The sequence below is a fragment of the Exiguobacterium sp. E17S genome, assembly GCF_057772545.1.
Window position 1 is genome coordinate 215,130 of the sequence record NZ_JBYLRU010000003.1, and the last position, 22,739, is coordinate 237,868.

Annotated in this window: 29 protein-coding genes; 13 read left to right on the forward strand and 16 right to left on the reverse strand. The window is 48.7% G+C overall.

Annotation, left to right across the window (positions count from 1 at the left end):
* Window positions 1–243: 243 nt before the first annotated feature.
* Window positions 244–1,545 (reverse strand): hemolysin family protein, encoded by a 1,302-nt coding sequence (locus AC3B4V_RS12130; RefSeq protein WP_029341672.1) that lies wholly within the window; start codon window positions 1,543–1,545, stop codon window positions 244–246.
* A gap of 282 nt (window positions 1,546–1,827) precedes the next feature.
* Here AC3B4V_RS12130 and AC3B4V_RS12135 point away from each other — a divergent pair, with 282 nt between their 5' ends.
* From AC3B4V_RS12135 to AC3B4V_RS12145, 3 genes are all read left to right on the forward strand, one after another.
* Window positions 1,828–2,880: a YrzE family protein gene (locus tag AC3B4V_RS12135; protein WP_488378570.1), complete on the forward strand. Its 1,053-nt coding sequence runs from the start codon at window positions 1,828–1,830 to the stop codon at window positions 2,878–2,880.
* Window positions 2,881–2,997: 117 nt separating this feature from the next.
* On the forward strand, window positions 2,998–3,591 hold the full coding sequence (locus tag AC3B4V_RS12140) for a TetR/AcrR family transcriptional regulator (protein ID WP_023468277.1): 594 nt from the start codon (window positions 2,998–3,000) through the stop codon (window positions 3,589–3,591).
* A 17-nt stretch (window positions 3,592–3,608) separates the two neighbouring features.
* A complete protein-coding gene (locus AC3B4V_RS12145; protein WP_488378571.1) occupies window positions 3,609–4,790 on the forward strand; it encodes an MFS transporter in 1,182 nt (393 codons plus the stop codon).
* A gap of 39 nt (window positions 4,791–4,829) precedes the next feature.
* Here AC3B4V_RS12145 and AC3B4V_RS12150 read toward each other — a convergent pair whose 3' ends face one another.
* From AC3B4V_RS12150 to AC3B4V_RS12165, 4 genes are all read right to left on the reverse strand, one after another.
* Window positions 4,830–5,435 (reverse strand): HAD-IA family hydrolase, encoded by a 606-nt coding sequence (locus tag AC3B4V_RS12150; protein ID WP_488378572.1) that lies wholly within the window; start codon window positions 5,433–5,435, stop codon window positions 4,830–4,832.
* Window positions 5,407–6,318, reverse strand: a complete 912-nt coding sequence (locus tag AC3B4V_RS12155) for a PhzF family phenazine biosynthesis protein (RefSeq protein ID WP_488378573.1) — start codon at window positions 6,316–6,318, stop codon at window positions 5,407–5,409. The genes AC3B4V_RS12150 and AC3B4V_RS12155 overlap by 29 nt, the downstream gene beginning before the upstream one ends.
* Window positions 6,315–7,367, reverse strand: coding sequence for a flavin monoamine oxidase family protein (locus tag AC3B4V_RS12160; RefSeq protein WP_488378574.1), 1,053 nt, complete (start codon window positions 7,365–7,367; stop codon window positions 6,315–6,317). Before AC3B4V_RS12160 ends, AC3B4V_RS12155 begins: the two co-directional genes overlap by 4 nt.
* An 80-nt stretch (window positions 7,368–7,447) precedes the next feature.
* On the reverse strand, window positions 7,448–7,624 hold the full coding sequence (locus AC3B4V_RS12165) for a hypothetical protein (RefSeq protein WP_169738094.1): 177 nt from the start codon (window positions 7,622–7,624) through the stop codon (window positions 7,448–7,450).
* Window positions 7,625–7,837: 213 nt separating this feature from the next.
* Between AC3B4V_RS12165 and AC3B4V_RS12170 the strand changes: the two genes are divergently transcribed.
* The 3 genes from AC3B4V_RS12170 (at window position 7,838) to AC3B4V_RS12180 (ending at window position 9,252) form a co-directional block, all read left to right on the forward strand.
* Window positions 7,838–8,119: a hypothetical protein gene (locus AC3B4V_RS12170; RefSeq protein WP_488378575.1), complete on the forward strand. Its 282-nt coding sequence runs from the start codon at window positions 7,838–7,840 to the stop codon at window positions 8,117–8,119.
* 465 nt (window positions 8,120–8,584) lie between these two features.
* Window positions 8,585–8,791, forward strand: a complete 207-nt coding sequence (locus AC3B4V_RS12175) for a helix-turn-helix transcriptional regulator (RefSeq protein ID WP_488378576.1) — start codon at window positions 8,585–8,587, stop codon at window positions 8,789–8,791.
* Window positions 8,791–9,252 carry a DUF2178 domain-containing protein gene (locus tag AC3B4V_RS12180; protein ID WP_488378577.1) on the forward strand — a complete coding sequence of 154 codons (462 nt, stop codon included), beginning with the start codon at window positions 8,791–8,793 and terminating at the stop codon, window positions 9,250–9,252. The genes AC3B4V_RS12175 and AC3B4V_RS12180 overlap by 1 nt, the downstream gene beginning before the upstream one ends.
* Here AC3B4V_RS12180 and AC3B4V_RS12185 read toward each other — a convergent pair.
* Window positions 9,249–9,698: a GNAT family N-acetyltransferase gene (locus tag AC3B4V_RS12185; RefSeq protein WP_488378578.1), complete on the reverse strand. Its 450-nt coding sequence runs from the start codon at window positions 9,696–9,698 to the stop codon at window positions 9,249–9,251. The genes AC3B4V_RS12180 and AC3B4V_RS12185 overlap by 4 nt on opposite strands.
* Window positions 9,699–9,744: 46 nt before the next feature.
* On the opposite strand from AC3B4V_RS12185, the gene AC3B4V_RS12190 reads away from it, so the two are divergent.
* Both AC3B4V_RS12190 and AC3B4V_RS12195 read left to right on the forward strand, forming a co-directional pair.
* Complete coding sequence (locus tag AC3B4V_RS12190) at window positions 9,745–10,275, forward strand: GNAT family N-acetyltransferase (RefSeq protein ID WP_488378579.1); 531 nt, start codon at window positions 9,745–9,747, stop codon at window positions 10,273–10,275.
* Window positions 10,272–11,057, forward strand: coding sequence for an endonuclease/exonuclease/phosphatase family protein (locus AC3B4V_RS12195; protein WP_488378580.1), 786 nt, complete (start codon window positions 10,272–10,274; stop codon window positions 11,055–11,057). Before AC3B4V_RS12190 ends, AC3B4V_RS12195 begins: the two co-directional genes overlap by 4 nt.
* Window positions 11,058–11,097: 40 nt before the next feature.
* Here AC3B4V_RS12195 and AC3B4V_RS12200 read toward each other — a convergent pair whose 3' ends face one another.
* From AC3B4V_RS12200 to AC3B4V_RS12210, 3 genes are all read right to left on the reverse strand, one after another.
* Window positions 11,098–11,583, reverse strand: a complete 486-nt coding sequence (locus AC3B4V_RS12200; protein WP_230088549.1) for a YusW family protein — start codon at window positions 11,581–11,583, stop codon at window positions 11,098–11,100.
* Window positions 11,580–12,197, reverse strand: coding sequence for a flavodoxin family protein (locus AC3B4V_RS12205; protein WP_055968026.1), 618 nt, complete (start codon window positions 12,195–12,197; stop codon window positions 11,580–11,582). Before AC3B4V_RS12205 ends, AC3B4V_RS12200 begins: the two co-directional genes overlap by 4 nt.
* 154 nt (window positions 12,198–12,351) lie before the next feature.
* Window positions 12,352–12,831, reverse strand: a complete 480-nt coding sequence (locus AC3B4V_RS12210; protein WP_488378581.1) for a GNAT family N-acetyltransferase — start codon at window positions 12,829–12,831, stop codon at window positions 12,352–12,354.
* A 121-nt stretch (window positions 12,832–12,952) separates the two neighbouring features.
* Between AC3B4V_RS12210 and AC3B4V_RS12215 the strand changes: the two genes are divergently transcribed.
* Window positions 12,953–13,399, forward strand: a complete 447-nt coding sequence (locus tag AC3B4V_RS12215; protein ID WP_058713063.1) for a MarR family winged helix-turn-helix transcriptional regulator — start codon at window positions 12,953–12,955, stop codon at window positions 13,397–13,399.
* Between the two features lie 36 nt (window positions 13,400–13,435).
* On the forward strand, window positions 13,436–14,704 hold the full coding sequence (locus tag AC3B4V_RS12220; RefSeq protein ID WP_488378582.1) for an NAD(P)-binding domain-containing protein: 1,269 nt from the start codon (window positions 13,436–13,438) through the stop codon (window positions 14,702–14,704).
* A 20-nt stretch (window positions 14,705–14,724) separates the two neighbouring features.
* On the opposite strand, the gene AC3B4V_RS12225 is transcribed toward AC3B4V_RS12220, so the two are convergent.
* Window positions 14,725–14,946: a VOC family protein gene (locus tag AC3B4V_RS12225; protein WP_488378583.1), complete on the reverse strand. Its 222-nt coding sequence runs from the start codon at window positions 14,944–14,946 to the stop codon at window positions 14,725–14,727.
* 190 nt (window positions 14,947–15,136) lie between these two features.
* Here AC3B4V_RS12225 and AC3B4V_RS12230 point away from each other — a divergent pair, with 190 nt between their 5' ends.
* Window positions 15,137–15,883, forward strand: coding sequence for a bacteriorhodopsin (locus tag AC3B4V_RS12230; protein WP_488378584.1), 747 nt, complete (start codon window positions 15,137–15,139; stop codon window positions 15,881–15,883).
* Between the two features lie 120 nt (window positions 15,884–16,003).
* Here the strand turns inward: AC3B4V_RS12230 and AC3B4V_RS12235 are convergent, their stop codons facing one another.
* Window positions 16,004–16,399, reverse strand: coding sequence for a hypothetical protein (locus tag AC3B4V_RS12235; RefSeq protein WP_488378585.1), 396 nt, complete (start codon window positions 16,397–16,399; stop codon window positions 16,004–16,006).
* 105 nt (window positions 16,400–16,504) lie between these two features.
* Between AC3B4V_RS12235 and AC3B4V_RS12240 the strand changes: the two genes are divergently transcribed.
* A complete protein-coding gene (locus tag AC3B4V_RS12240) occupies window positions 16,505–17,008 on the forward strand; it encodes a DNA topology modulation protein (RefSeq protein ID WP_488378586.1) in 504 nt (167 codons plus the stop codon).
* Window positions 17,009–17,137: 129 nt separating this feature from the next.
* On the opposite strand, the gene AC3B4V_RS12245 is transcribed toward AC3B4V_RS12240, so the two are convergent.
* Window positions 17,138–18,844 carry a methyl-accepting chemotaxis protein gene (locus tag AC3B4V_RS12245; protein WP_411211483.1) on the reverse strand — a complete coding sequence of 569 codons (1,707 nt, stop codon included), beginning with the start codon at window positions 18,842–18,844 and terminating at the stop codon, window positions 17,138–17,140.
* Between the two features lie 162 nt (window positions 18,845–19,006).
* Between AC3B4V_RS12245 and AC3B4V_RS12250 the strand changes: the two genes are divergently transcribed.
* Complete coding sequence (locus AC3B4V_RS12250) at window positions 19,007–20,059, forward strand: C45 family autoproteolytic acyltransferase/hydrolase (protein WP_214723140.1); 1,053 nt, start codon at window positions 19,007–19,009, stop codon at window positions 20,057–20,059.
* A gap of 40 nt (window positions 20,060–20,099) precedes the next feature.
* Here the strand turns inward: AC3B4V_RS12250 and AC3B4V_RS12255 are convergent, their stop codons facing one another.
* The 4 genes from AC3B4V_RS12255 to AC3B4V_RS12270 form a co-directional block, all read right to left on the reverse strand.
* Window positions 20,100–20,576, reverse strand: coding sequence for a GNAT family N-acetyltransferase (locus AC3B4V_RS12255; protein ID WP_411211484.1), 477 nt, complete (start codon window positions 20,574–20,576; stop codon window positions 20,100–20,102).
* Window positions 20,558–21,136 carry a GNAT family N-acetyltransferase gene (locus AC3B4V_RS12260; protein ID WP_488378587.1) on the reverse strand — a complete coding sequence of 193 codons (579 nt, stop codon included), beginning with the start codon at window positions 21,134–21,136 and terminating at the stop codon, window positions 20,558–20,560. Before AC3B4V_RS12260 ends, AC3B4V_RS12255 begins: the two co-directional genes overlap by 19 nt.
* A gap of 34 nt (window positions 21,137–21,170) precedes the next feature.
* Window positions 21,171–21,659, reverse strand: a complete 489-nt coding sequence (locus AC3B4V_RS12265) for a GNAT family N-acetyltransferase (RefSeq protein ID WP_488378588.1) — start codon at window positions 21,657–21,659, stop codon at window positions 21,171–21,173.
* Window positions 21,660–21,768: 109 nt separating this feature from the next.
* Window positions 21,769–22,674 carry a methyl-accepting chemotaxis protein gene (locus tag AC3B4V_RS12270; RefSeq protein ID WP_488378589.1) on the reverse strand — a complete coding sequence of 302 codons (906 nt, stop codon included), beginning with the start codon at window positions 22,672–22,674 and terminating at the stop codon, window positions 21,769–21,771.
* Between the last annotated feature and the right edge of the window lie 65 nt (window positions 22,675–22,739).

Here is a 22,739-nt window from a genome sequence, read left to right on the forward strand (position 1 = left end):
TTAGGACTAAACTAGATTGTTTTATTGAATGAAGGAAACCCTTTCCCGAGCATCTAGTAATATACGTTAGCTTATCGACACATCTTATCGATTCGTGATCTCGTCGGTCAGACTTATCATCAGGCTCATTATTGATCGAATGACACTTTTTTACTTTTTTGATGATTGCCATAAGTCCTCGGTCCATTAAACAAGACCCGTCTGCTTAGTAGATTGAACTACTAAGCAAAACGGGTCTTTCTGTTAGCTTGACGGCAAGGTCAACTTGACATCCTGAATCTGATATTGGGCAGAACGCAAGATCTCAAGCGTAAACGCCTCATCTGTGACGATCGTTCCCTCTTCAAAAGCAGCCGTCCGTGATTGGATATATCCACCGATCGTATCGACCGCCTCTGCTTCAGTGAACCGAAGACCAAATCGTTCTTCGATTTCAACTAATAGGACAGTACCCGCTAAGCGGTACGAGCCGTCCGGTAGCTGTTCGATTTCGGCTTGCTCCGCTTCATCGAATTCATCGCGGATATCACCGACGATTTCCTCCAAAATATCCTCCATCGTAATCAAACCGGATGTCCCACCATACTCGTCGATGACGAGAGCGATGTGTGACCGTGTCTGCTTCATCTTCAAGAGTGTTTCTTGCAGCGGTGTCAATTCCGAGACGACTGGCAACGGTTTAAGGAACGAGGCAAGTTCTCGTTCGTCTTGTACCGCGTGATGGGCGAGCACTTCCTTGACGTTGATATAACCACTGATCCGGTCCTTATCCGTTCCTTCACTGACCGGGTAACGTGTATACGGATTGTCAGACATCGTCTGTAATAGATTTTCCCAACTCATCTCGTCCGAAATGACCATCATGTTCATCCGTGGCACCATGATGTCGCGCGTGACACGCTCATCAAACGCAAAGACGTTTTGCATCAAGGCGAGTTCCGATTGATTGATCTCACCACTTTGAAAACTTTGTGCCATGATGATCTTCAACTCTTCTTCGGAATGGGCTTGTTCGTGACCGGCTGGTTTCACACCGAACATCCGCAAGAGGACACGGGCCGAACCGTTCATGATCCAGATAAACGGATACATGACTTTTCCGAATACATAGAGTGAAGGAGCTAGCAGTAACGTCATCCGTTCCGCATACTGGATCGCGAGCGTCTTCGGTGCAAGTTCTCCGATGACGACGTGGAGAAACGTCACGAAGATGAAAGCGATACTGTATGAGAGAATCGTTGACAGCGCAACGGCGACACCAAGTTCATCAAAGACCGGTGTCAACAATTTCTCGACGGTCGGTTTCCCGAGTGCACCCAGACCAAGTGCAGTAATCGTGATACCGAGCTGACAGGCCGACAAGTAATAATCGAGATCTCCTGCGACCTTCTTCGCAAGTACTGCTCCCTTTTTTCCTTCTTGCACCATCTGGTCGAGACGTGACATCCGGACTTTAACGACAGCAAATTCCGAACCGACGAAAAACGCGGTCAAACCAATCAATACGACGAGCAACAACAAATTCAGTGTTAAGACGATGTCCAACTTGTATCCCCCTAAAAGCGGGGGATCACCTCCTTTTGATTTTAAACTGTACAGTATAACGTGACACTTGATAAGAGTGTACGATGCTTTTTCTTCAAACGCAACCAATATCACTTCGTTGAAGTTCAGACGACCATTAATCATGTACCTGTAATACTAGGTTTCTCTTATTTAGTTACCGGTTATATAAGAGCTATGCGCGTAAGAAACTTGAGATGAAGCTTTTACATTCATGAACATCTCGAACTTGAAAGACCAATTTGGGGAGAGGTAGTGCTTATTATGGAAAAGACAAACAGAGGCTTTTCGTCGCATTTCCGAGCGGAAGCGGACGGAGCAGGTCGTAACATCTCATGGAGCTCGATTTTTGCAGGTGTGGTATCATTTCTATCTTTATTGATCTTATTTAGTTTAATCGGTTCAGCGATCGGACTCGGCGTCACGGACGTCACGTCAAATAACCCATTCGATGGTGTCGGAACTGGCTTGATCATCTGGGCAATCCTTTCATTGCTTATCTCGCTGTTCGTTGCTGGATTCGTCTCCGGTGTGACGTCGGCACGTGCCGGTCTCGTCCACGGTTTCTTGACATGGTCGACGAGCGTCATCTTACTATTCGCTCTCTTGACGTTCACGACGGTCAATACGTTACAATCGGTCGGCTCACTACTCGGTACGGTCGGTGGTGCGGCTGGTAACGGTATCGGATCCGTTGCTTCGACGGCGCAAGACGCTGCGACGAAAGGATTCGATTCGATTACGAAAAACGTGTCACAAGTTGATACGAAAGAACTTGAAGGGAACGTCGATGAAATCTTAAAAGATACTGACATCAAAGAATTGCAACCAGGTTACTTGCAAAACGAACTTGACGCTGTTCAAGAAGACGTCACGGCTGCTGGTAAGGAAGCGATCACGAAACCAGAGAACTTCGATACGATCGTCCAGGATCTCGGTGATTCGTTGACAGCACGAGCTGAAAAAATCGAGAAATCAGTCGATGAAGATAAAATCGCTGATGCTGTTGCGAAAAACACCGATTTGACAGGTGCTGAAGCGGAAGAAGCGACGCAAAACATCGTTGATGGTCTCAACACGGCAACAAAAGAAACGACGCAACAAATTGAGACTGCTAAACAAACGCTTGATGAGACATCCGCTGACCTCAAGAAAACGGTCCAAGATGTCCGCGAGGAAACAGAACAAGCGACACAAACGGCGTCAAAAGTTTCAATCTGGGCGTTCGTCGGACTGCTTCTGACTCTCATCTTTACGTCATTCGCAGGAATCGTCGGCTCACGCGTCGCAACACGCGGTCGTGTCATGAATAAATAATGATTTTTCCTTAACTGATTCCGCCTTCGCGGAGTCAGTTTTTTTGTGCGGTAAGACAATCTGATTGACTACATTTGAAATTTGCTGTTACAGTGTTACCTAACGACCGTTAGGAAGGTGATTCATCTGAAAGCCCAACAATTGTTACAGACGAGCATCCATCATTTTGCTGCGCACGGCTATGAAGGGGCATCGTTGCAAGAGATCGCGACAGAGGTTGGCATAAAAAAGCCATCGATCTATGCGCACTATAAAGGGAAGGACGACCTGTTCCTGCAAGCGACGACGTATGCCCTACAAGAACAAAAGCGCCGCTTTGCGACGTATTTCACGAGTACGCGGCAGCAGCCGCTCGAGCAATCGCTGCACGGCTTCTTCGATTGGTTCATTTCGGAACAGCAAGACGATATCCTGATGCGATTCATCCTTCGGGCTGCCTATTTTCCACCGGAGAAGCTCGAACAAGAAATGACGGACCGCTTCAATCCGTTTTTCGATTCACTGCACGATCTATTGACGCGATTACTACGCGAACGAGACCGAACGGAACAGATTCTCTATTCGACGGATTACAAAAGTGCCGCTCTCGCCTATCTGACGGTTGCGGAAGGTACGCTGACGGAACTCGTCTACAACGGTGTCGACGCGTTTCACGCTCGACAGCAAGCTGTCTGGCCGATCGTCTGGCGCGGTATGTCAAAAACGATATAATTCTATTGAGGTGAACTATGCAAAACAATACATTGATTTTAAGTACACTCCTGCTCAACTTATTCATTGCCTTTTTAGGCATCGGACTCGTCATTCCCGTCACACCGACGATCATGAACGAGTTGAACATCTCCGGGGCGACGGTCGGTTACATGGTTTCCGCCTTCGCCTTTGCGCAACTGATTCTTTCACCACTCGCGGGACGTGCCGTCGATAAGTACGGACGTAAACCGATGATCATCATCGGTTTATTCATCTTCAGTATGTCCGAGCTCTTATTCGGTCTCGGTCAAAGCGTCGAAGTCCTGTTCGCGTCACGGATTCTCGGTGGTGTCAGTGCTGCTTTCATCATGCCAGCCGTCACGGCATTCATCGCTGATATCACGACGAACGAGACTCGTCCGAAAGCGCTCGGATATATGTCTGCTGCCATCTCGACCGGTTTCATCATCGGACCGGGGATCGGTGGGTTTCTCGCTGACCTCGGCTCGCGGACACCGTTCTTCTTTGCTGCTGCGTTCGGTTTGACAGCGATGGTGTTATCCGTCTTTACGCTTAAGGAACCGAAACGTCACTACGAGACAACGACGGTCAAACAACAGACCGGTTTCCGGAAAGTCTTCAGCCCGATCTATTTCATCGCTTTTCTTGTCCTGTTGATCTCGTCGTTCGGTCTCGCCTCATTCGAGTCGTTATTCGCCTTGTTCGTCGACCGGAAGTTCGGCTTCACAGCGAAGGACATTGCGCTCGCAATTTCTCTCGGTGCGATCGTCGGCGTCATCGTCCAAGTTGGACTGTTCGATCGTTTGACACGCTGGTTCGGTGAGATTCGCTTGATCCGGTACAGTTTGATCGGTTCGACACTGCTCGTCGTCTTGATGACGTTCGTGACGAACTATCTCTCGATCATTCTTGTGACGATGGTCGTCTTCGTCGGGTTCGACTTGATGCGACCCGCTGTCACGACCTATCTTTCGAAGATTGCCGGAAATGAACAGGGATTCGTCGGTGGAATGAACTCGATGTTTACGAGCATCGGCAACATTCTCGGACCGATCGTTGGTGGACTACTCTTTGACGTCAATTTGAACTATCCGTTCTATTTCGCGACAGTTATGCTCGCAGTCGGCATTTTACTGACGTATTTCTGGCGTACACCACGCGCTGAAGCAACCGAAGCAGATCGGTTGTCTTCTTAAAAAACAGCCCCGTTTCCATCACTGGAAGCGGGGCTGTTTTTATGTCAGTAACAATTCCTTTAATCGACCGGGCGACGTTATGGTATACGTCGCAACGGTCTGACTCGTATGTTCGCTTATCAAACACGTCTTGATACCGGCACGATGTCCGGCTAAGACATCGAGTTCCCGGTCTCCAATCATGATCGTCTCGTCTCGTGCCATCTGGTGCCGATCGATCAAGTACGTGACAGCTTCCGGATCCGGTTTTCGGGCGAATCCATCCGGTGCCGTCAACACGTCTTGAAAATGATGCGTCAACCCATGTTTTGCAAGCAACGCATGAATCGATGTTCCGCGATGGGTGACGATATGATGCGTCGCACCTCTCGTCGATAACGCCTCTAGCAGTTCACGGATTCCGGGAAACGGTTCAGACTGTTCTTGTTCGATGATCATCTTTTGTTGCTTGTAGTTCAGAATGAACGCTTCGGACACACCAAACGCCTCATACGTCGTTTTTGCCGAGATCGCCATCAGCTCTGCTACTTGCTCGCGTTCAACCGTTCGCCCCTCACGCTCGAGTAATTCCACGAACACATCGACTAACACCGGATATGTATCAAACAAGGTGCCATCAAAATCCCAAATGAAGTGTTTCAACATCTGTCTCTTCCTCTCCCGCTCTCTTGACGCCGACAAAGACGGCTTGCCCGTCCATCTCGACTTTCCATTTGCTGTGATCAAGACCTTCGCCAGAAATACGGATTCCGACCTGACCGGGTCGACCCACCTCGTGTCCTTGTTCGACGATGATCGCTGTTTCCGTTTCAAGTGGCTGGATGAATTTTCGGTAATAGACACCCATCACACCACTCGCCGTTCCCGTAACCGGATCTTCAACGCTCCCTGCTCCCGTTGCTGAGAAGTGACGTCCGTGCATCGTCGCTTGTCGGTCATATGTATCGAGACAAATCGGATGAATCGAGGCTTGTGGGAGATCGGTCAACACGGTGGCAAAACGTTGGTTATCAGGCATCATCTGGTGGAAGTCCTCAAGTCGACGAATCGGGAGGAGCAGTGTCCAGTTCCCAGTACTGCCGTATACGATTGGCCATTGGTCATCGAGATGTGTCAACTCGAGACCAATCGCGGCTAGAACTTGCTTTATGTCACCGTCAAACTGATGTAAACGTGGTTGTCCCTGTTGCAAGCGAAACATGCCGTTCGCTAAACGCATCACAGGCAAGCTGCCTGACTTTGTCTCGATCTGACATGCCGTAGATAAACGGATCTTTGAATCAAGTGCCGTCAATGCAGCGATCGTACCATGGCCGCATAAATCCATTTCCCGTTCCGGTGCAAAGTAGCGCATGCGGTAGTCCGCTTGCTCGGATGACAAGACAAACGTCGTCTCGGTAAAGCCGTTCATCCGAGCAATTCGTTGCATTTCCGACTCAGTCAATTGATCGGCGTCTAAGACGACCCCAGCTGGATTACCGTTTCCTGGCGTCGATGTAAACACATCATAATGTAGCGTCTCGATCATTTTTCTCTTCCTCTCTTTTCTAAATAACGTTCAACGGATTGTAATGCGCCTTCTAAGTGTCCACCATGACTCGGATCGGTCTCTGTCCCAATCAATGAAATCGCTGCCTGCTCCACTCCGAGATTGATGGTATGATACGCCGGGAAATCCACGAGCGGTGCTGCATCGGCTCGTGTTGCTGTCCAACTATCCGTCGACCAGTCTTTATACGCCCAACCAATCGACTGACGTGCTTGTTCACCGAACAGACGAACCAGCTGCGCGAGTACCGTTTCCTTGATTTCCGCCTCGGTCAATAACTGTCGTTCACGTGCCGGCGTCCGGAAAAAACCGAACAACGCTCCCGGTCCATCTTGTGGGGAAGCGTCATGAATCTCTTGCACCATCCCAGTCCAGCTGATTGCCTGACCGGACCAGCCTGAATCACGCCAAAACGGTCTCTCGTAAAGAATAAGGCATTTCGCTTGCTGCGCCATCCAGGTCGGTAATGCTGCAAGTTCACCCAGAACTGCTTCAGGTAAAGCTGGCACAAATGATAGTGTTGCCGCTAGACGCGGTGGTAGTGCGAGAACGATCTCATCGAACGGTTGACTCTTCCTTCCTGAACTGACGACAATTCGGTTCGTGACATCAATCTGGCTGATCGGAGACTTGAGTCGAATCGTTCCCGGTGTGAGTCGTGCAGCAAGTGCCGTAGCAACGGAGCGGATTCCGTCACGAAGGCGAAGCGCCGTCGGTTGATTCATAATCACATGTGACTCGATGCCGTCAGCCCGTTCGAGTCGAAGTGCTCCCGTCGCATATTGTTCCAGTGTCTGTAAATCGAATCGATGGATCAAATCAACCATCAGTGGTTCACTGTCCGACCAAAACCAAGTCGGTCCAAGATCAAACGCATATGATTGTCCTGCTAGGTTGAAATCAATCGTCTCGATTCTACCGCCGATTCGGTCACGTGCTTCATAGATCGTCACGGCGTGTCCAAGTTCCTGCATACGCGTCGCGAGATACAAACCACTGATTCCTGCTCCTATGATGGCAACGTTCATTTCATTTCATCCTCTCGATTTGAGATACTTGTTTTAGTATACCGGAACACGCGAAAAAACAAGGACGAAACGTCCTTGCCTTAGGATGATTGCATTTGCTGCCAGTCGTCTTCTTCATAAATTGATTGAACCCATTCAATCGAAACATATAAAGATCGGGCAATCGCTTCGTCCGTCTTCCCCAGTTTTCGCAACAGATGGACGATCCGAATCCTTCGTTCGAGCTCCCGGTCATCCGGTATCAGTTCAGGCATCATCTTCTCTTCTCCTCTCCACTGAATCGGCGATGGCGTTTTCAAAAGAATACCCGATAATTATCTGAATATTCCGATTGATGTGCAGAAGCAAGGATTTTTGATAAAGTTCAGGGATAGATAACAGAAAGGAATCCCTCGCTTTTTGTAGAAACATATTGAATAGGCGTAACAGTAGGATTTCTTGCGTCAACCAAACAGAATAGGAGCATGCATATGATTAAACGTCAAGCACTATTTCGTCTGTCGATCGGCTTGCTGCTGATGGGTGTCTTTGGCGGTATCCTGTTAGATGCCATCGGCTTCTTTCCGCACACGACAGCTTACTTATTGAGTATCCCGATTGCTTCGAATAGCACGGAGTTTTGGCTAGGATGGATTTTATCCGGTATGACGATCACTGGGCTGGTCACGCTTTTCTTATCCTTACGTCATCATCAGGGATTGACGACGTTCACCTGTCTCATGGCTGTCATTTTGACACCTTACGCATTTTAATGTTCACGTGGGCTTCAGATGACTGCCCCCAAAAATGACGCGTCTTTTCACGCCCTTTCCTCAGGCAAGACACAAGCCCGTTTTCCCGCTCCGTTCGAGCAGGAAAACGGGTCTTGTTTGTCTCTGACAGCGCAAAATCGCGCTTTTCCTGTAGGAGTGGCGTGTAATGCGTCATTTTTTTATATCCGGAAGAAGGATCAAAGAAGCGTTTTGTTCACTCCATATCACTTCCTAGGGAAAACAAGCAAGTGCGACCCTGCAGAGAAGCGATGCTTGTCTCAGGAAAACGATTCGAGATGAACAAAAAAGCGCAAACCTTTTCGTTAAAAAAAATTTACGCTTTGTCTTCAGTCTAAGGAGTTGACTTTTGAGTCAGCTCCATTTTTTACATACATGACGTAAAGTCTACTTTACAAAATGTAAACCTGACTTTACAATGTAAACAACTGGAAAGGAGGTCGTCAGATGAAACTGACGAACCACGTCCGCCTGTATCGTCAACAGCACAAGTGGACACAAGAGCAGTTCGCTGAACGAATCGGTGTGACACGACAAACCGTCATCTCACTTGAAAAAGGAAGCTATACGCCGTCGCTCTTACTCGCGATGCAGATTGGCCGCGTCTTTGATTGCCCGATCGAGGAACTATTTCAATTAGAGGAGGAATCCTGATGAAACGTGTTGTCACTCAATCTTTACTTAATTGTTGTCTCTACTTTTTAGCTGCTTATCTCATTAGTGCCATTCATGCTAATCTGCAGTTATTTCAAGATGATCCTGTATCCGGTACGGGATTGTCGCTGAAATTAGATGTAATGGGTGTCCTTCCAGTGCTAGTGATTGCGATAGTCCTCTCGATCGTCAGCTATTTCTTACGAGAAGATCGTTCGCGTTCGTACGCGACAGCAGAATTTTCCGACTCCGACGAACGTGAGGCACTGATCACCGGTAAAGCGACTCGAGCAGCGTACGTTGCTTTTATGATCAGCCTTCCCGTTCTAATGATTGCCTTTTTGTTTGAGCAACCGTTATTCCAACTGTATCCAGCGTTTCCGTTTTATGCGATTGCTCTTGTCTTATCAATCGGAACACTTACGTACATGACGGCTTGGATCGTGCACGTCCGGCGTTAAAGTCGCTTGACGAAGAAGTATTGAGTTTGTCCAATCGATGGATGATCGGTCAGTCGTCCATACTCTTCATAACCATGCTTGCGGTAAAAGTCTGGTGCTTGAAAATCGAACGTGTCCAAAAGAATTTTCGTACACCTTGCTTCCTTCGCATATCCTTCGATTGCTTGCAGCAGGCGGGTTCCGACACCTGCCTGTCGTGCTGTATCGCTCACCCAAAGGAACTGGACATGAATATGTTGCCAACCGTAAGACGCGGTAATTCCTCCGATGCATTCGCCCTTCTCGTTAGATGCTGTAAAACAAAGTTCTTCCGATTGTTCATATAAGGCTTTAGGAACATGTTGCCGATTGTAGGCAATCAATTGCTCGCGGATGAATGTCCTATCTTCCTTCGTTCCAGTTTGAATTTTTATCTCTTCTCTCCTTAAATTTACAAATGATACCATTCCTGCCATAATGATAGCATATTCCATCTAGAACGGAGGATTACATATGCAGACGATGCACCACTCGTTCGATACACAACGGTACCAGATTCGACCGGCTCGACTCAGTGACGCTGAAGCCCTCGCCGAACTCCGCCAAATACTCGATGCGGAAACGGAATACTTCGACCGAATGCCTGGTGAGGACGTGATGACCGCGACGGATTTCGCAGATCAGTTACGCGATTCCTCGGTTCCGGATCGCATCCTCGTCGTCGAGCGTGATGGACGACTCATCGCCTACGCCCGATGTCGTGGTTTTCATTTAAAACGTTTCGCGCACAAGGCATCATTTGGACTCGGTGTACTTCAATCCGACTGGGGGCAAGGAATCGGTACCCAACTGCTGGAACGAATGATTGCTTGGGCAAAAGCGCAATCCCTGCAAAAAATTCAGCTCGAAGTCGTTGAGACGAACCTCAGCGCCATTCGCCTCTATCAGCGACATGGATTTCAAGAAGAAGGACGACTGCGTCATGACCGGTTACTATCGGATGGTTGCTTTTACGATACGGTGTTGATGGGCTTACAGCTATGAGTCTTTCATTGTCGATTGCGACATATAACATCTGGCATCACCCGCACAAACGACAAGAACGGTTCGAGGCGTTATGCGCGGAGATCAAGCAACACCAACCGGATATTCTCCTCCTGCAAGAAGTCATGTCGACGTTTCATCCGGATGAACCATTCGTCTCGATCGCTGAGCACCTCGCAGAGGCGACCGGTTATCCGTATTGGATGATGGATCCTTACATCGATTCACCGGACGAAGGACTTGCCATCCTGACGAAATTACCGTTTGAACGAACGGATTCGAGTGCCGCTGCGACAGCAAACATCAACCACCACTGTGCGATTCGGATCCCGTTTTCGATTGACGGTATTCGTTTTGCCGTGACGAACATTCATTTCAATTGGCGTGCTTCAGACATTCGACTCGATCAACTTCGCTTCGTCAACGAATGGATTGCCTCACAGACGGATGACACGACGATCGAGTTCTTAGGCGGTGACTTTAATGATGGTCCAAACTCTGCTCTGCATCAAGCTGCGCTTAAGGAATGGGTCGATCTCGCCGGTAGTTTTGCCGCTCGTACAGGACAGATTGCCGCCGCGACGCTTGATTCCGTGATGAATCCGTACGCAAGGAAGAATGACGGCATCACAAGCCTCGTTCGATATGATTGGTTACTCTGTCGGCGTTCGCTTTCACCCGTGACCTTACAGCACGTCCAGCTGATCGGAAATCATCGACTGCAGCATCACCTTGTACCGAGCGATCATTACGGTGTCCTCGCTCACGTGAAGCTACACTAAGACAACAGGTCTACACCCCTTACGGGCGCAGACCTGTTGTTTATTTTTTATATTCTTTTTCGGTTCCATCTGAGAATTCGATTTCAACCTCTAAGCGGGAAGCATCTTGAATCGCAAACACACGCTCAACCTCACTGATGACCTCTTTTTCAGATGTATCCGCATCAATCTTTAAGTTCTTGAACTTCGCGTCGAGTTCCGTCATCGCGTCGTCTCCTTGCTTTTGCTCCCCTTTATAGCGATATTCCGCTTCCGTTCCGTCATTATCCCGATCATAACTAATATCAATGGCATCGTTATCCCCTTCAACGTCCGCTTCAATCGACAGACTGTTGAAGCCATAATCCGTGTCGGCATTTTTCGTTACCGTATCCTTGTCTTGCATCGTATCGTCGGTCGTGTTCGAATTCGTTGATCCTTCTTCGACCTTGTCCGTCGACGCTTCGTCATTTCCGCAACCCGCAAGCATCAAACTCATCGCGAACAACGTTGCGACACCGTATCCTGTTAAACGTTGTTTTTTCATTCCATCACATTCCCTTCTGCTGGAATCGGATGTTCCTTTAACATCTTGGCAAAATGATATAGGTTGGCAGCTAAAAACTGTGCGTGTCGCTTCGTAAAGTCGTTGTTCCGTCCTGCTTCGATGTACGATGGTCCTGGTCCCGCTTCACCGACCCAGTAAGCATCGACGTTCGGCGGAATCGTAAAGCCGATATGCGACAGACCGTACAAGATGGAGGCAGACGCATGTTTAGCTCCATCTTCATTCCCCGTGACAATGACGCCACCGACCTTGTTGTAGTAGATTGCTTGTCCAAGATCGTTCGTCAGGCCGCTCCCTCCGTACAATCGTTCAATGACTTGCGTCGCAACACTACTTTTTTCTCCCAGCCAGAGCGGTGTTCCGATGACAACGATGTCCGCTCGTTTCACCTTTTCGAAAATCACGGGCCATTCATCCCCGTTGCCTTCGTCTTCCGTGACGCCGAACGCCACTTGGTGATCGACGATGCGGACAATTTCTGAAGTGACGTCCTCTTGTTTCCAATATGCAATCACGTCACGGATCAGCGCCTCCGTATTCGATGGTTCACGTGATGCTTTTAAGGTGCAGTTCAAGAATAAGGCGTGCAACATCCATCCATCCTCCTCCGTCATTTTAAGTAACATCATTCGTCTTTAGTACTTTCCTTCTTCCATCAACGGATAAACTAAAAAACCCTCGCTTCAGCGAAGGCAGGTCATGCTAGAAAATTTGAAATGAACAACCAAGCGTGTAAACATCACTTCATTACCTGAGGTCATTTCGTCGCTCCAATAACAACGTGTCTCGCCAGACACCATGATGCTGTGCGATGGCACGTCGTCGACCGACTAGCTCGAACCCAAGTCGCTCATGCAGCCGTCTGCTTGCGATGTTTTCTGGGAACATGTGTGATTGAAGCGTCCATATCCCGTTGGCGTCCGCATAGGTGATCAATGCCTCCATTAAGAATCGTCCACCGCCGAGTCCTCGAGCGGAACGCTCTAGATATATACTGACTTCTCGTACGCCACGGTAGACATGACGTTCAGAAACGCGTCCCAGTTTAGCCCAGCCAATCACTTTTCCACCTTGCTCTAGAATGAATCGTTCAGATTGCGTCAGCGTTGTCCACCACTCTTGCTCATGAATCATCGTTTCGAACGTCGCGTTCCCTTCTTCTACTCCTTGACGATAGATGGCTAACACAGTGCTACGATCTTCCTCTTCCATCGAACGAACAAGCATCCAATTCCCCCTTTCCTTATTTAAAATTGAATATGAGAAAATCATATATTTATTATTTGCAATTTGCAAGTTTATAGCGTATAACTGATTCATAAGCAAAATAGAGAAAGGAGATCTATACATGAATGAAACGCGTGAGTTATTTCAAACGTTCACCCGGCGCTTCGGATTATTGAATAAAAATTGTTGTGCCGTCCTAGATGAAGAGGTATCTCTCGTTCAAAGTCATCTGCTGTATCAGGTTGCCAAACATCCTGACTCCGCAATGCAAGAAATTGCGGATCAACTCGCTCTTGATATCACTACGTTCAGCAGACAAGTACAAACATTGATTAAGCGGGATCTACTCGTAAAGCGTCCCGCGATCAACGATCGGCGAATTCACCTACTTCGCCTGTCCGAGAAAGGGTTACGTGTTGCTCAAGCCATTGACGAAGAGATGAACACGTATCTTGATTCCATCTTCTCATCAATGACTTCCTTCGAAAAAGCACATGTCCTCCAGGCAATCGACTTGCTGAACACGAAGATGGGCGAGAGTGACGTCTGCTGTAAACCATGTCTCTAATACTTGCAACCTACAAATAAAAAGGAGGTTTTATTCATGTCATACGCTTCTTCCCACCCCATCGTCATCATCGGTGCCGGTCCGATCGGTCTTGCAGCTGCAGCTCAACTTGTAGTGGAAGGTCAATCGTTTTTACTATTTGAGAAAGGTCCTTCGATTGCCCACCATATCAAACAATGGGAACACGTCCGGATGTTTTCGACGTGGCAATACAATATTAGTGACGCAGCACGTCACTTGCTCGAGCTGACGGACTGGATTGCACCAGCAAACGATGCTGTGCCGACCGGAACTGAATTGATCAAACAATACCTTGCCCCACTTGCTGCATTACCGGAAATTGCTCCCTCTCTACATTTCCAACATGAGATTCTCTCGATCTCACGGGCAGGTCTAGACAAGATGACAAATGCCTCACGTGAAGTAACGCCGTTCGAATTAGTCATAGATACGCCGAATGGTCGTAAACATATTCTCGCTCGCGCGGTCATCGATGCGTCTGGCGTCCTTGGGCGACCAAATCCTGCAATCAGTTCTGGTCATCGAGTCGAAATTGAGCAGAACTTACCTGTCCGGTATTCGATCGTAGATGCGAAACGTGATACTGTTGTTTTCGCTAATCAATCCGTCGCTGTCATCGGTAGCGGGCACTCGGCTTTGAACTCGCTCCTTGAACTTGTTTCCATTAAAGCACAACATCCTGAAACGGAGATTCATTGGATCCTTCGCAAATCGGACCCAGTTCAAGCTTACGGCGGAGAAGACAAGGATGCACTGGAAGGTCGCGGAGCACTCGGTTCGCGTATCCGTCAGCTCGTTGAACGAGATCAGATTAGGGTTCACTCCAGCTTCAAGACCCAATCCATTGAATCGAAAGGAAAGTCGTTTGACATCACTGCTCAAGATGGTCGGTCCCTTCATCACATTGATCAGTTGATCGTCAATGCAGGAAATCGACCCGACTTTTCGTTCCTCGAGGAAGTACGGCTTGATATCGACCCTGTCACCGAGAGTAGTCGAATACTTGCTCCTCTGATTGATCCGAACCTTCATAGTTGCGGAACTGTCCGTCCACATGGAGAAGTGGAGTTACGTCATCCAGATCTCGGACTTTATCTGGTCGGTGCAAAAAGTTACGGTCGTGCTCCGACCTTCCTGCTTGCGACCGGTTATGAACAAGTTCGATCAGTCGTTGCTTTTCTTGTCGGAGACGAGGCACGTGCGAAGCAGGTCAAGTTATCATTACCGGAGACGGGTGTGTGCAAAGTTTCCCTGCCACAATCATCGACTTTCTGTTGTTCTTAAAAATATACATCGGACCTGTCTTAGATAGGTCCGATTTTTTCTGCCAACTCAATGATCACGCCTTCTGGTCCTCTTACGTAACATAGGCGATACTCATTTTCGTAATTCGCGACGTCGCCAATCGACTGATATCCATTGTCCGCTAAACGTTCGACGAGCGCGGCGAGTGCCGATACTTCAAAACAGAGATGACGCAATCCGCTGGCAGCGAAAAAAAAGTGAATCGCTTCTTCAAAATTCACGACGTTCAGGCTGATATGATCCGTTTATTTACTCGGCATCCGTCACTCCTCCTCAAGTGTGTCAAAATGTTGTCAAACCGTTGATAGACCACACATCAAGAGCGTTTCGACATGGTGTCTGAAGACTGTATCGTCAGTAAAATAAAAGTATGAAAGGTCGTGTCCACTTACGAAAAGGAGTCGAAACAACATGGAAGACGTCAATCTCCTCGTCCTTGCGACCCAGTACATGTTCTGGGTCGGATTCGTCGGAATGGCCGCCGGTACGCTCTATTTTCTCGTCGAACGAAATTCCCTTGCCCCGGAATACCGCTCGACCGCAACAGTCGCTGCACTCGTCACGTTCGTCGCTGCGATTCATTACTATTTCATGAAGCAAGCTGTAGGGGAATCGGGTTTGTTGTCAGAAATCGATGGGTTTCCGACCGAAATCCGCTACATCGACTGGCTTGTGACGACGCCTCTCTTACTGATCAAGTTTCCGCTGTTGCTCGGTTTAAAAGGTGGGAAAGGACGTTCCCTTCTAACGAAACTCGTCATCGCGGACATCATCATGATCATCGGTGGGTATATCGGAGAGTCGTCCATCAATCTAGCGGGTGGCTTCACACAACTCGGTCTTTGGGCATACGTCGTCGGTTGTATCGCATGGTTTTATATCATTTATCTGCTGTTCACGAACGTCACGAAAGCCGCGCAAGATAAACCTGCCCCGATTCGTAAAGCCTTGCTGCAGATGCGCTTGTTCATCTTGATCGGATGGGCGATCTATCCGGTCGGTTACGCGGTCACATTGTTTGCACCCGGCATCGAGGTACAACTCGTCCGCGAATTGATCTATAACTTCGCTGACTTGATCAACAAGGTCGGATTCGGTCTGATTGCCTTCTTCGCTGTCAAAACGATGTCCGCAACGCAAAAATTGAAATCCACTTAATTAAAAGGGGCTGACTCAAAAGTCAGTCTCTACAAAGATAAGGGTGGCAGAATAATGATCTGCCTCCCTTATTTAGTAACAAAAAGAATGACACGTCATTCTTTTTTTGAGTCAGCCTCTTCATTTGAATTCATGCTGTAAATCCTGTGGAAATCCTCCGTTTTTAAAGGTGAAACTTGACAGCCTAATCCGGTTCCCATCCATATCTAGAAAATAAGTTACGTTAGGTTCATTTGCAAATTCGACTTCGATTGAAGCCGGATTCGCAGAAGACTCATACGAAAATTTTTGTGTTTTTGTAGTGTAGACTTCATCAGGGAATTGCCGTGCTAATTCTATCTTAAGCAATTTCTCATCCTCAGCAATCTGCTGATTGACGAGCGTCGGTCGGATGTACCAAAAGGAACTGCACCCGATTGCCACCAACCCAAGTAAAATCAAGCCATACCGCTTCCATCGCTGCGGCAGGAATATCACGCCGCAACCGATTACGAGTAGTGTAAAAACGATCGTCATCCCTTAGATTATGAAATTTGGTACCATCTGAATCGCTCCTTTTCTATGGTTGGATTGAAAACCATGTTATGATCAATTCCTATGACAAAAAATAGGAGGTATTGCATGCGAAAAATCATCTTGATTGGTTCCGGCGGATCCGGTAAATCGACGCTTGCCCGCGAGATGGGCAAAAAATTCAGCTATCCCGTTGATCACCTCGACAGTTTATTATGGCGTCCGAACTGGGAGGCGGTTTCGCGTGAGGAACAACTCCAAATTCAACAAACTCTCATATCGCGCGACACGTGGATCATCGACGGTAATTACGGTGGAACGCTTGATTTACGAATTGATGCCGCCGATACGATCATCTTCCTTGACCTACCACGGACACTCTGTCTGTACCGGGCATTGAAAAGGGCGTGGCGCTATCGCAAGACCGGTCGACCGGATATGGCGGCAGGCTGTCCCGAGAAACTATCGTTTGATTTTCTGAAATGGATTTGGCGTTTCCCAATCGATAAGCGTCCGAATATTCTTTCAACGCTTACAGCGACGTCCGATAAACAAGTCATCCATCTGACGTCCCGTCGTGCTGTCAAACAATTTCTTCAATCACTTTCATAACATCTATCTGCTGCTACTTAACCTGTACATACGACGCCACACGCTTACTCCCCTTCTTGTTTTCCATTCATTACCACAAATAAAAAAAAACGACCATGATGAATTACCTCATGGTCGTCGTTCAATATATTACACGGTGAATCTGCCTGTGACTTGTTTTAAATCATCCGCCATCGTCGCGAGTGACTGCGACGCGGATGAGATTTCTTCCATCGATGCCATCTGCTCCTCCGTCGAAGCGGAGATGTTTTGTGTTCCGGCAGCAGTCCCTTCCGTCACTGCTTGAATCGTTCGCATGACGGAGGCAATCTGCTCACTCGCTGCCGCCATTTCCTGTACGGCACCGGACACTTCTTCGACGTGCCCTGTCACGTCGGTGATCGCTGTCTCGATTTCTGAGAATGAGGCACCGGCTTGATCGACGACGGCAATTCCACTCGTCATCTCGGTTGAGACTTTCTCCATCGAGGCAACCGATGCTTCCGTCTCTTGTTGAATGACCCGAATCAACGACTCGATCTGTTTTGCCGAGACCGCCGACTGCTCCGCGAGCGTCTTGACTTCCGCTGCGACGACGGCGAATCCGCGTCCTTGTTCGCCAGCACGCGCTGCTTCGATTGCTGCGTTTAACGCGAGCAAGTTCGTCTGTGCCGCGACACCTTTGATCGAATCCGTGATTTGTCCGATTTCCTGCGATCGGTTACCAAGACCGTCAATGACGTGGCTCAGTCGAGAAACATCTTCTTGAATCCGTCCCATTTGGGTACCGAGTGTTCCGACGACTTGACCACCGAGTGCGACTTTTTCCATCGCATCCGCTGTGCGTTCCGTCATTTGTTGGGCATTACCGGCGACGTAACGGACCGACGTCGTCAACTCTTCGATCGTCCGTGAGGCATCCGATACTTGATGCAATTGTTGACTAGCACCGCTTGCCATCTCTTCCATCGTCACGGCGACCATTTCCGTTGCTTTCGTCGTCGATTCCGCGTTGACGCTGAGTTCGTCCGACGCAACAGCGACACGGTCAGCCGTACCGGTTAGTTCAAGCACGACTTGTTGCTGTGATGCAATCATTTCATTGAAGGACGTCGTCAACTGTCCAAGCTCGTCTTTTGAGTCGTATGTTCCACGGACGGTCAAGTCCCCGTTCCCTGATTGATCCATCCATCCCTGCAATTGACGAATCGGACGCGTGATGAGACGTGTAATGTACATGGCAAGTCCTGCAAACAAGAGGACCGCGAGTAAAAAGATGCCGAGCATTAAGTAAAAGGCCGTTTGTTTTTCTGCTTGATTCTGAGCGTCTAACGTCTTCGCTTGCTTCGTCATCGAAGCCATCAACGACTTCGCTGAATCCGCGACGTTATCCCGGACTTGTTCCAGACCTTGCGTATACGCCGTATAGGCCTCTTCGGTCTCGTTGCGCGTCGCCGCATCCTGGACGATCGTCATCGAATTATCATAGGCGAGGACGTTATCCTTTAATTCTTCAAGCTGTTTCTTTTCTTTGGCATCGAAATGCCCTGTTTTTTCAACCTTCGTGACCGACGAACGAATCTGCGCTTGACGCGTATCGATGTCAGCTTGCAGTTCCGTGACCCGCGACTCGTCCTTCGTTAACATCATCTCGACTAAAAAAGAATCGAGCGCGCGTGTATCGATCCGGATTTGAGCCACTTCCTGGATCGGTATTAAGTTTTGCTGATACATCGCTCGGGAAGCATTCGACATCTGATTCAAGAAATAGAGTCCTGCTCCCGCAATCAAAAGCATCGCAACGACGGCTGTTGCGATCAAAGCTTGTATCTTCCGTCTGACTGACATATGTTTCATTCCATCCCCTCCCGTTTTTGTTATCGGTTTAAGAATGAAAAAGTTGACTATTTTTTCAATATTCCCATACTTTAGATGTGCTTAAGTAAAGACTTGCCGTACGACTTTCTCCCTCACGTTCGATATAATCAGCATACAGCAGTTGAAGAAAGGATGAATCGTATGCAACGTGTAGCCAATGAGATCACACAATTCCGCGGCAGTCATTATGAGTTCGGTCGCGAACAAGGTCGTTACGTCAAACGAAACCAGTTGCTCCATAACCGGGAGGACAACTGGAAGATCCGTGTTCCGCGCTTTCAAGTCGATCCGGTCGAGACGAAGGAGATGTTTCTCCGCTACGCCCCGCATATTTGGGACGAGTTACTCGGACTTCAGGACGAACTTGAACTATCATTGCCAGATACGTTACTGCATTTCGGGCATTACCGGGTTGAAGGACCGAAAAGCGGTTGTTCGATCATGACCGGTGATAATTTCCTCGTCCGCAACTATGATTACCATCCGATGACGTATGATGGTCGATTTTCTGTCTTTCAACCGAATGATGGCGGATCAGCAATCATCGGTCCGGCATCACGGGTAACAGGTCGGATGGACGGGATGAATGAACATGGGCTTGCAATGGGCTATAACTTCATCAACCGTCGCCGTCCGGGAGACGGGTTCGTCAGTTTCATGATCGGGCGGATCATCCTCGAGATGTGCACGTCGGTCGACGATGCGATCTCACTCGTCAAGGAGATTCCGCATCGCGGATCGTTCACGTACGTCGTCCATGATAAATCCGCGCGTTCGTTCGTCATCGAGGCGACGGCGCGGGATGTGCAAGTGCGCGAGACAAACATGTGCACGAACCACTTTGATTTGCTACAGCATGAAAACCGCTATCACCTGGATGACTCGAAACGTCGGATGATGGAGCTAAAAACGCATCAACATATGATTCAAGATGCGGAGTCCGCTTTTCGACTACTCAACGATACCGATAAAGGCGTCTTCGCTGATTTATATGCCCAGTGGGCAGGAACGATTCATACGTCTGCCTACTTCCCGGAAGAATTGAAGGTCTGGTTCGCGCTTGGTGGTGACCAGGAACCGGTCACGTTCGACTTTGCCGACTGGCTCGCTGGCAATGACTTCACAGCAAGCGAGATCACAGGAGAACTGGAGACGAACATCCAGTTCGCGAATACATTACAGACGTGGCGTTAAACAAAAAGGATTCCTCCTGCTTGCGCAAGAGGAATCTTTTTTAATGGCTGTCATCGAGACGTTTCGACATATAATAATCCGTTTTTTCATACCCAAGCGAGTCATACACATGAATCGCCCGTTCGTTATGCGCGAAGACATGTAAGGAGATTTTCTTGACGTTCATCCGTTTTAATATCACTTCTAGTGATCGGAGCGCTTCCTTGCCGTAGCCTTGGTTCTGCTTGTCGGACGTAATCTTGACGTCGAAGATGAAGGCGGAACGTCCGCGTGATTCTTCTGTCACATGGACCCATACCATTCCAAGATCGTTCCCTGTCTCGTCACGAAACGTAAATAAGTAGTGATCCTTCGTCTTCAGACCTTCTGGCAACAATGTTGCGAACTCTTCAGTCGCCTTCTCGAGCGCCTCGTTCTCTGACCATGTACCGGCACGACACTTCTCTGCCGCATACTCATCGATTGCGACCGGTAAGTAAGCGTCATACGTCGCTTGACTCATTTGCTCGATGCGCATGCTGCCACCTCCTGCGTTTTCGTCCAGTCCCGTCGTAACATCGCATAGACCTGGAGGTCGTGATACGTCTCGTACAATTTTTCAGCGTCCCGTAAGACGCCTTCTTCCGTGAACCCGAGTCGTTCCGGGATTCGTCTGCTCCGGACGTTTCCGGTCGCACACTCGATGACGACACGGTTTAAGCCGAGCGTCTCGAAACAATAGTTCGTGACGAACCGGACGACGTCCGTCATGACGCCTTTTCGTAGTCCCCTTTCTCCTAGATAATAGCCGATCGACGTTTGCCCGAGATGCCGATTAATTTCATGTAAGCTGATCGTTCCGACGAGCTCGTCCTGAAGATAGATGCCACACGTAAAGCCGTTGCCATCGGCGAACTGTTGCAGCCATGCTGGAATGACGATCTCCTGATATGTACTTGCCTCTGTTGCACCATCGACCCAACCGAGCCATTCGCGGAGATGTGCGCGATTAGCATCGACGAGGGCGAATAATCCTTCCGCATGGTGCCGTTCAAACAATTGAAGCGATACGTGATCGGATACTTGTAATCTGAACATGACCTCTCTCCTTTCTAGTACCTGTTGTTTGACATCACGTCGACGTTTCCCTGCTTGACGTCACGTTCCATTCCATTCGTCTCGAGCGGACAGCCATTCCGAGTGCCTCGTAAAAGGCGATCGCTTCCTGATTGGCGTCATCGACGCCGAGTTCGATTTTGTCACAGCCAATCGTTTCCGCGTGCGCGTAAGCGGCTTGCATCAATCGCCTCCCGACGCCTTGTTTTTGATGCGTATCCGCAACGACGAGACTGATGACGCGTAAGTAATGCTTATCGAAGACGAAGCCGCTTCCTTCGACACTGTCTTCCTTTAGGACGATCACACCGGCAAGCCCATCTTGTTCCGCAACGAGTAATGCATAATCCGGATTCTCGAGTTGCGACAGAAATAAGTCTTCCGGAACCGGCATCTCGTGCGGACGGTAATGATCAGGTCGTAAGGCGACGTGTTGATCGTGGATTTGCTGGAACAATGGAATCAATGCCTGAAAATCGTCAGGACGGGCAGTACGGATATTCATTAGAAGTTCGCTCCCTTTTCGTTTTGTAGTATATTAACATATTATTCCAAAGTGTAGGGGGACTTTTTATACAAAAAGGCACTCCGTTTACCGGAATGCCGTCTCTCACTTAAATGGCTTTTGTAAAGTCTCGCGCTGTCTCCGTTAACGTCGATGCCGCACTTTGAACGTCATGGAAGCGATCGACCGTTTCCGCGACGACCGTGACGCTTGCTTGCGCATCCGACGTTGCTTGCGTCATCGCACGGGCAATCCGCTGCAGTTCATCATTCATTCGCTGCGTCGTTTGCCGGACATCGACGACGGCTTGTTCGACGAGCTTTGAGAGATTTCGGACTTCCGTCGCGACGACATTGAATCCTTTGCCGTGTTCGCCAGCTCGCGCTGCCTCGATCGATGCATTGAGTGACAAGAGATTCGTCTGTGACGCAATTGTTTTGATCGTCTCGGTCACTTGAGCGATGTCCTGCGCTTGGTGTTGAAGCCGTTCAATCGTCTGATGGTTATCACGGGTCGTCTCGGCCATCTGTTCGATCGTTCGCCGTAACGCTTCGCTTTCCTGCTCGCCATGCATCGACCGCGTATTTAAATCACTAGCAATCGTGTCAAACGAAGTCGCGAACTTTTGAATCGTCTGCTGACGATCCGTAATATCGGAGGCAATTTTCAAAACACCGGTCACTTCCGTTCCATCGTAAATCGGCATATAGGTTGCTTCTAGCCAAATCGATTGACCATGCGCATCGATGCGTTCAATTTTATCTGCCGTACTGAAGCCACTAAACAGCTTCTGCCAAAATGCTTGGTAACTGTCACTCATTGCAAACTCCGTCGTGCAGAAGAGGTGATGTTGCATCCCGATCATCTCTTCTCGTTTATATTTCATCGTCTTAGCAAATAAACCATTGACGTCGACGACACGACGTTGCCGGTCGAATCGAATCATTGCGACATTATCTCGCAGGGAGGCTAAAATATCTTGGGATCCTAGGTCGGTTGAAAGTTGGGTGGTCATGATTACAAGCTCCTCTCGCCATCTACCTCCTGTTACAGGCTATCCAAGATATTACAAATCGGAAT

Bases quoted from the DNA above. Each gene is read 5' to 3' on its own strand.
- AC3B4V_RS12180 (WP_488378577.1), top strand. From the start codon at position 8,791: ATGAAACGTGTTGTCACTCAATCTTTACTTAATTGTTGTCTCTACTTT.
- AC3B4V_RS12160 (WP_488378574.1), bottom strand. From the start codon at position 7,367: ATGAACGTTGCCATCATAGGAGCAGGAATCAGTGGTTTGTATCTCGCG.
- AC3B4V_RS12250 (WP_214723140.1), top strand. From the start codon at position 19,007: ATGCAACGTGTAGCCAATGAGATCACACAATTCCGCGGCAGTCATTAT.
- AC3B4V_RS12205 (WP_055968026.1), bottom strand. From the start codon at position 12,197: ATGTTGCACGCCTTATTCTTGAACTGCACCTTAAAAGCATCACGTGAA.
- AC3B4V_RS12235 (WP_488378585.1), bottom strand. From the start codon at position 16,399: ATGACGATCGTTTTTACACTACTCGTAATCGGTTGCGGCGTGATATTC.
- AC3B4V_RS12200 (WP_230088549.1), bottom strand. From the start codon at position 11,583: ATGAAAAAACAACGTTTAACAGGATACGGTGTCGCAACGTTGTTCGCG.
- AC3B4V_RS12260 (WP_488378587.1), bottom strand. From the start codon at position 21,136: ATGTTCAGATTACAAGTATCCGATCACGTATCGCTTCAATTGTTTGAA.
- AC3B4V_RS12215 (WP_058713063.1), top strand. From the start codon at position 12,953: ATGAATGAAACGCGTGAGTTATTTCAAACGTTCACCCGGCGCTTCGGA.
- AC3B4V_RS12245 (WP_411211483.1), bottom strand. From the start codon at position 18,844: ATGAAACATATGTCAGTCAGACGGAAGATACAAGCTTTGATCGCAACA.
- AC3B4V_RS12220 (WP_488378582.1), top strand. From the start codon at position 13,436: ATGTCATACGCTTCTTCCCACCCCATCGTCATCATCGGTGCCGGTCCG.
- AC3B4V_RS12265 (WP_488378588.1), bottom strand. From the start codon at position 21,659: ATGAATATCCGTACTGCCCGTCCTGACGATTTTCAGGCATTGATTCCA.
- AC3B4V_RS12155 (WP_488378573.1), bottom strand. From the start codon at position 6,318: ATGATCGAGACGCTACATTATGATGTGTTTACATCGACGCCAGGAAAC.
- AC3B4V_RS12175 (WP_488378576.1), top strand. From the start codon at position 8,585: ATGAAACTGACGAACCACGTCCGCCTGTATCGTCAACAGCACAAGTGG.
- AC3B4V_RS12185 (WP_488378578.1), bottom strand. From the start codon at position 9,698: ATGGTATCATTTGTAAATTTAAGGAGAGAAGAGATAAAAATTCAAACT.
- AC3B4V_RS12240 (WP_488378586.1), top strand. From the start codon at position 16,505: ATGCGAAAAATCATCTTGATTGGTTCCGGCGGATCCGGTAAATCGACG.
- AC3B4V_RS12210 (WP_488378581.1), bottom strand. From the start codon at position 12,831: ATGCTTGTTCGTTCGATGGAAGAGGAAGATCGTAGCACTGTGTTAGCC.
- AC3B4V_RS12135 (WP_488378570.1), top strand. From the start codon at position 1,828: ATGGAAAAGACAAACAGAGGCTTTTCGTCGCATTTCCGAGCGGAAGCG.
- AC3B4V_RS12195 (WP_488378580.1), top strand. From the start codon at position 10,272: ATGAGTCTTTCATTGTCGATTGCGACATATAACATCTGGCATCACCCG.
- AC3B4V_RS12255 (WP_411211484.1), bottom strand. From the start codon at position 20,576: ATGCGCATCGAGCAAATGAGTCAAGCGACGTATGACGCTTACTTACCG.
- AC3B4V_RS12230 (WP_488378584.1), top strand. From the start codon at position 15,137: ATGGAAGACGTCAATCTCCTCGTCCTTGCGACCCAGTACATGTTCTGG.
- AC3B4V_RS12165 (WP_169738094.1), bottom strand. From the start codon at position 7,624: ATGATGCCTGAACTGATACCGGATGACCGGGAGCTCGAACGAAGGATT.
- AC3B4V_RS12150 (WP_488378572.1), bottom strand. From the start codon at position 5,435: ATGTTGAAACACTTCATTTGGGATTTTGATGGCACCTTGTTTGATACA.
- AC3B4V_RS12170 (WP_488378575.1), top strand. From the start codon at position 7,838: ATGATTAAACGTCAAGCACTATTTCGTCTGTCGATCGGCTTGCTGCTG.
- AC3B4V_RS12190 (WP_488378579.1), top strand. From the start codon at position 9,745: ATGCAGACGATGCACCACTCGTTCGATACACAACGGTACCAGATTCGA.
- AC3B4V_RS12270 (WP_488378589.1), bottom strand. From the start codon at position 22,674: ATGACCACCCAACTTTCAACCGACCTAGGATCCCAAGATATTTTAGCC.
- AC3B4V_RS12145 (WP_488378571.1), top strand. From the start codon at position 3,609: ATGCAAAACAATACATTGATTTTAAGTACACTCCTGCTCAACTTATTC.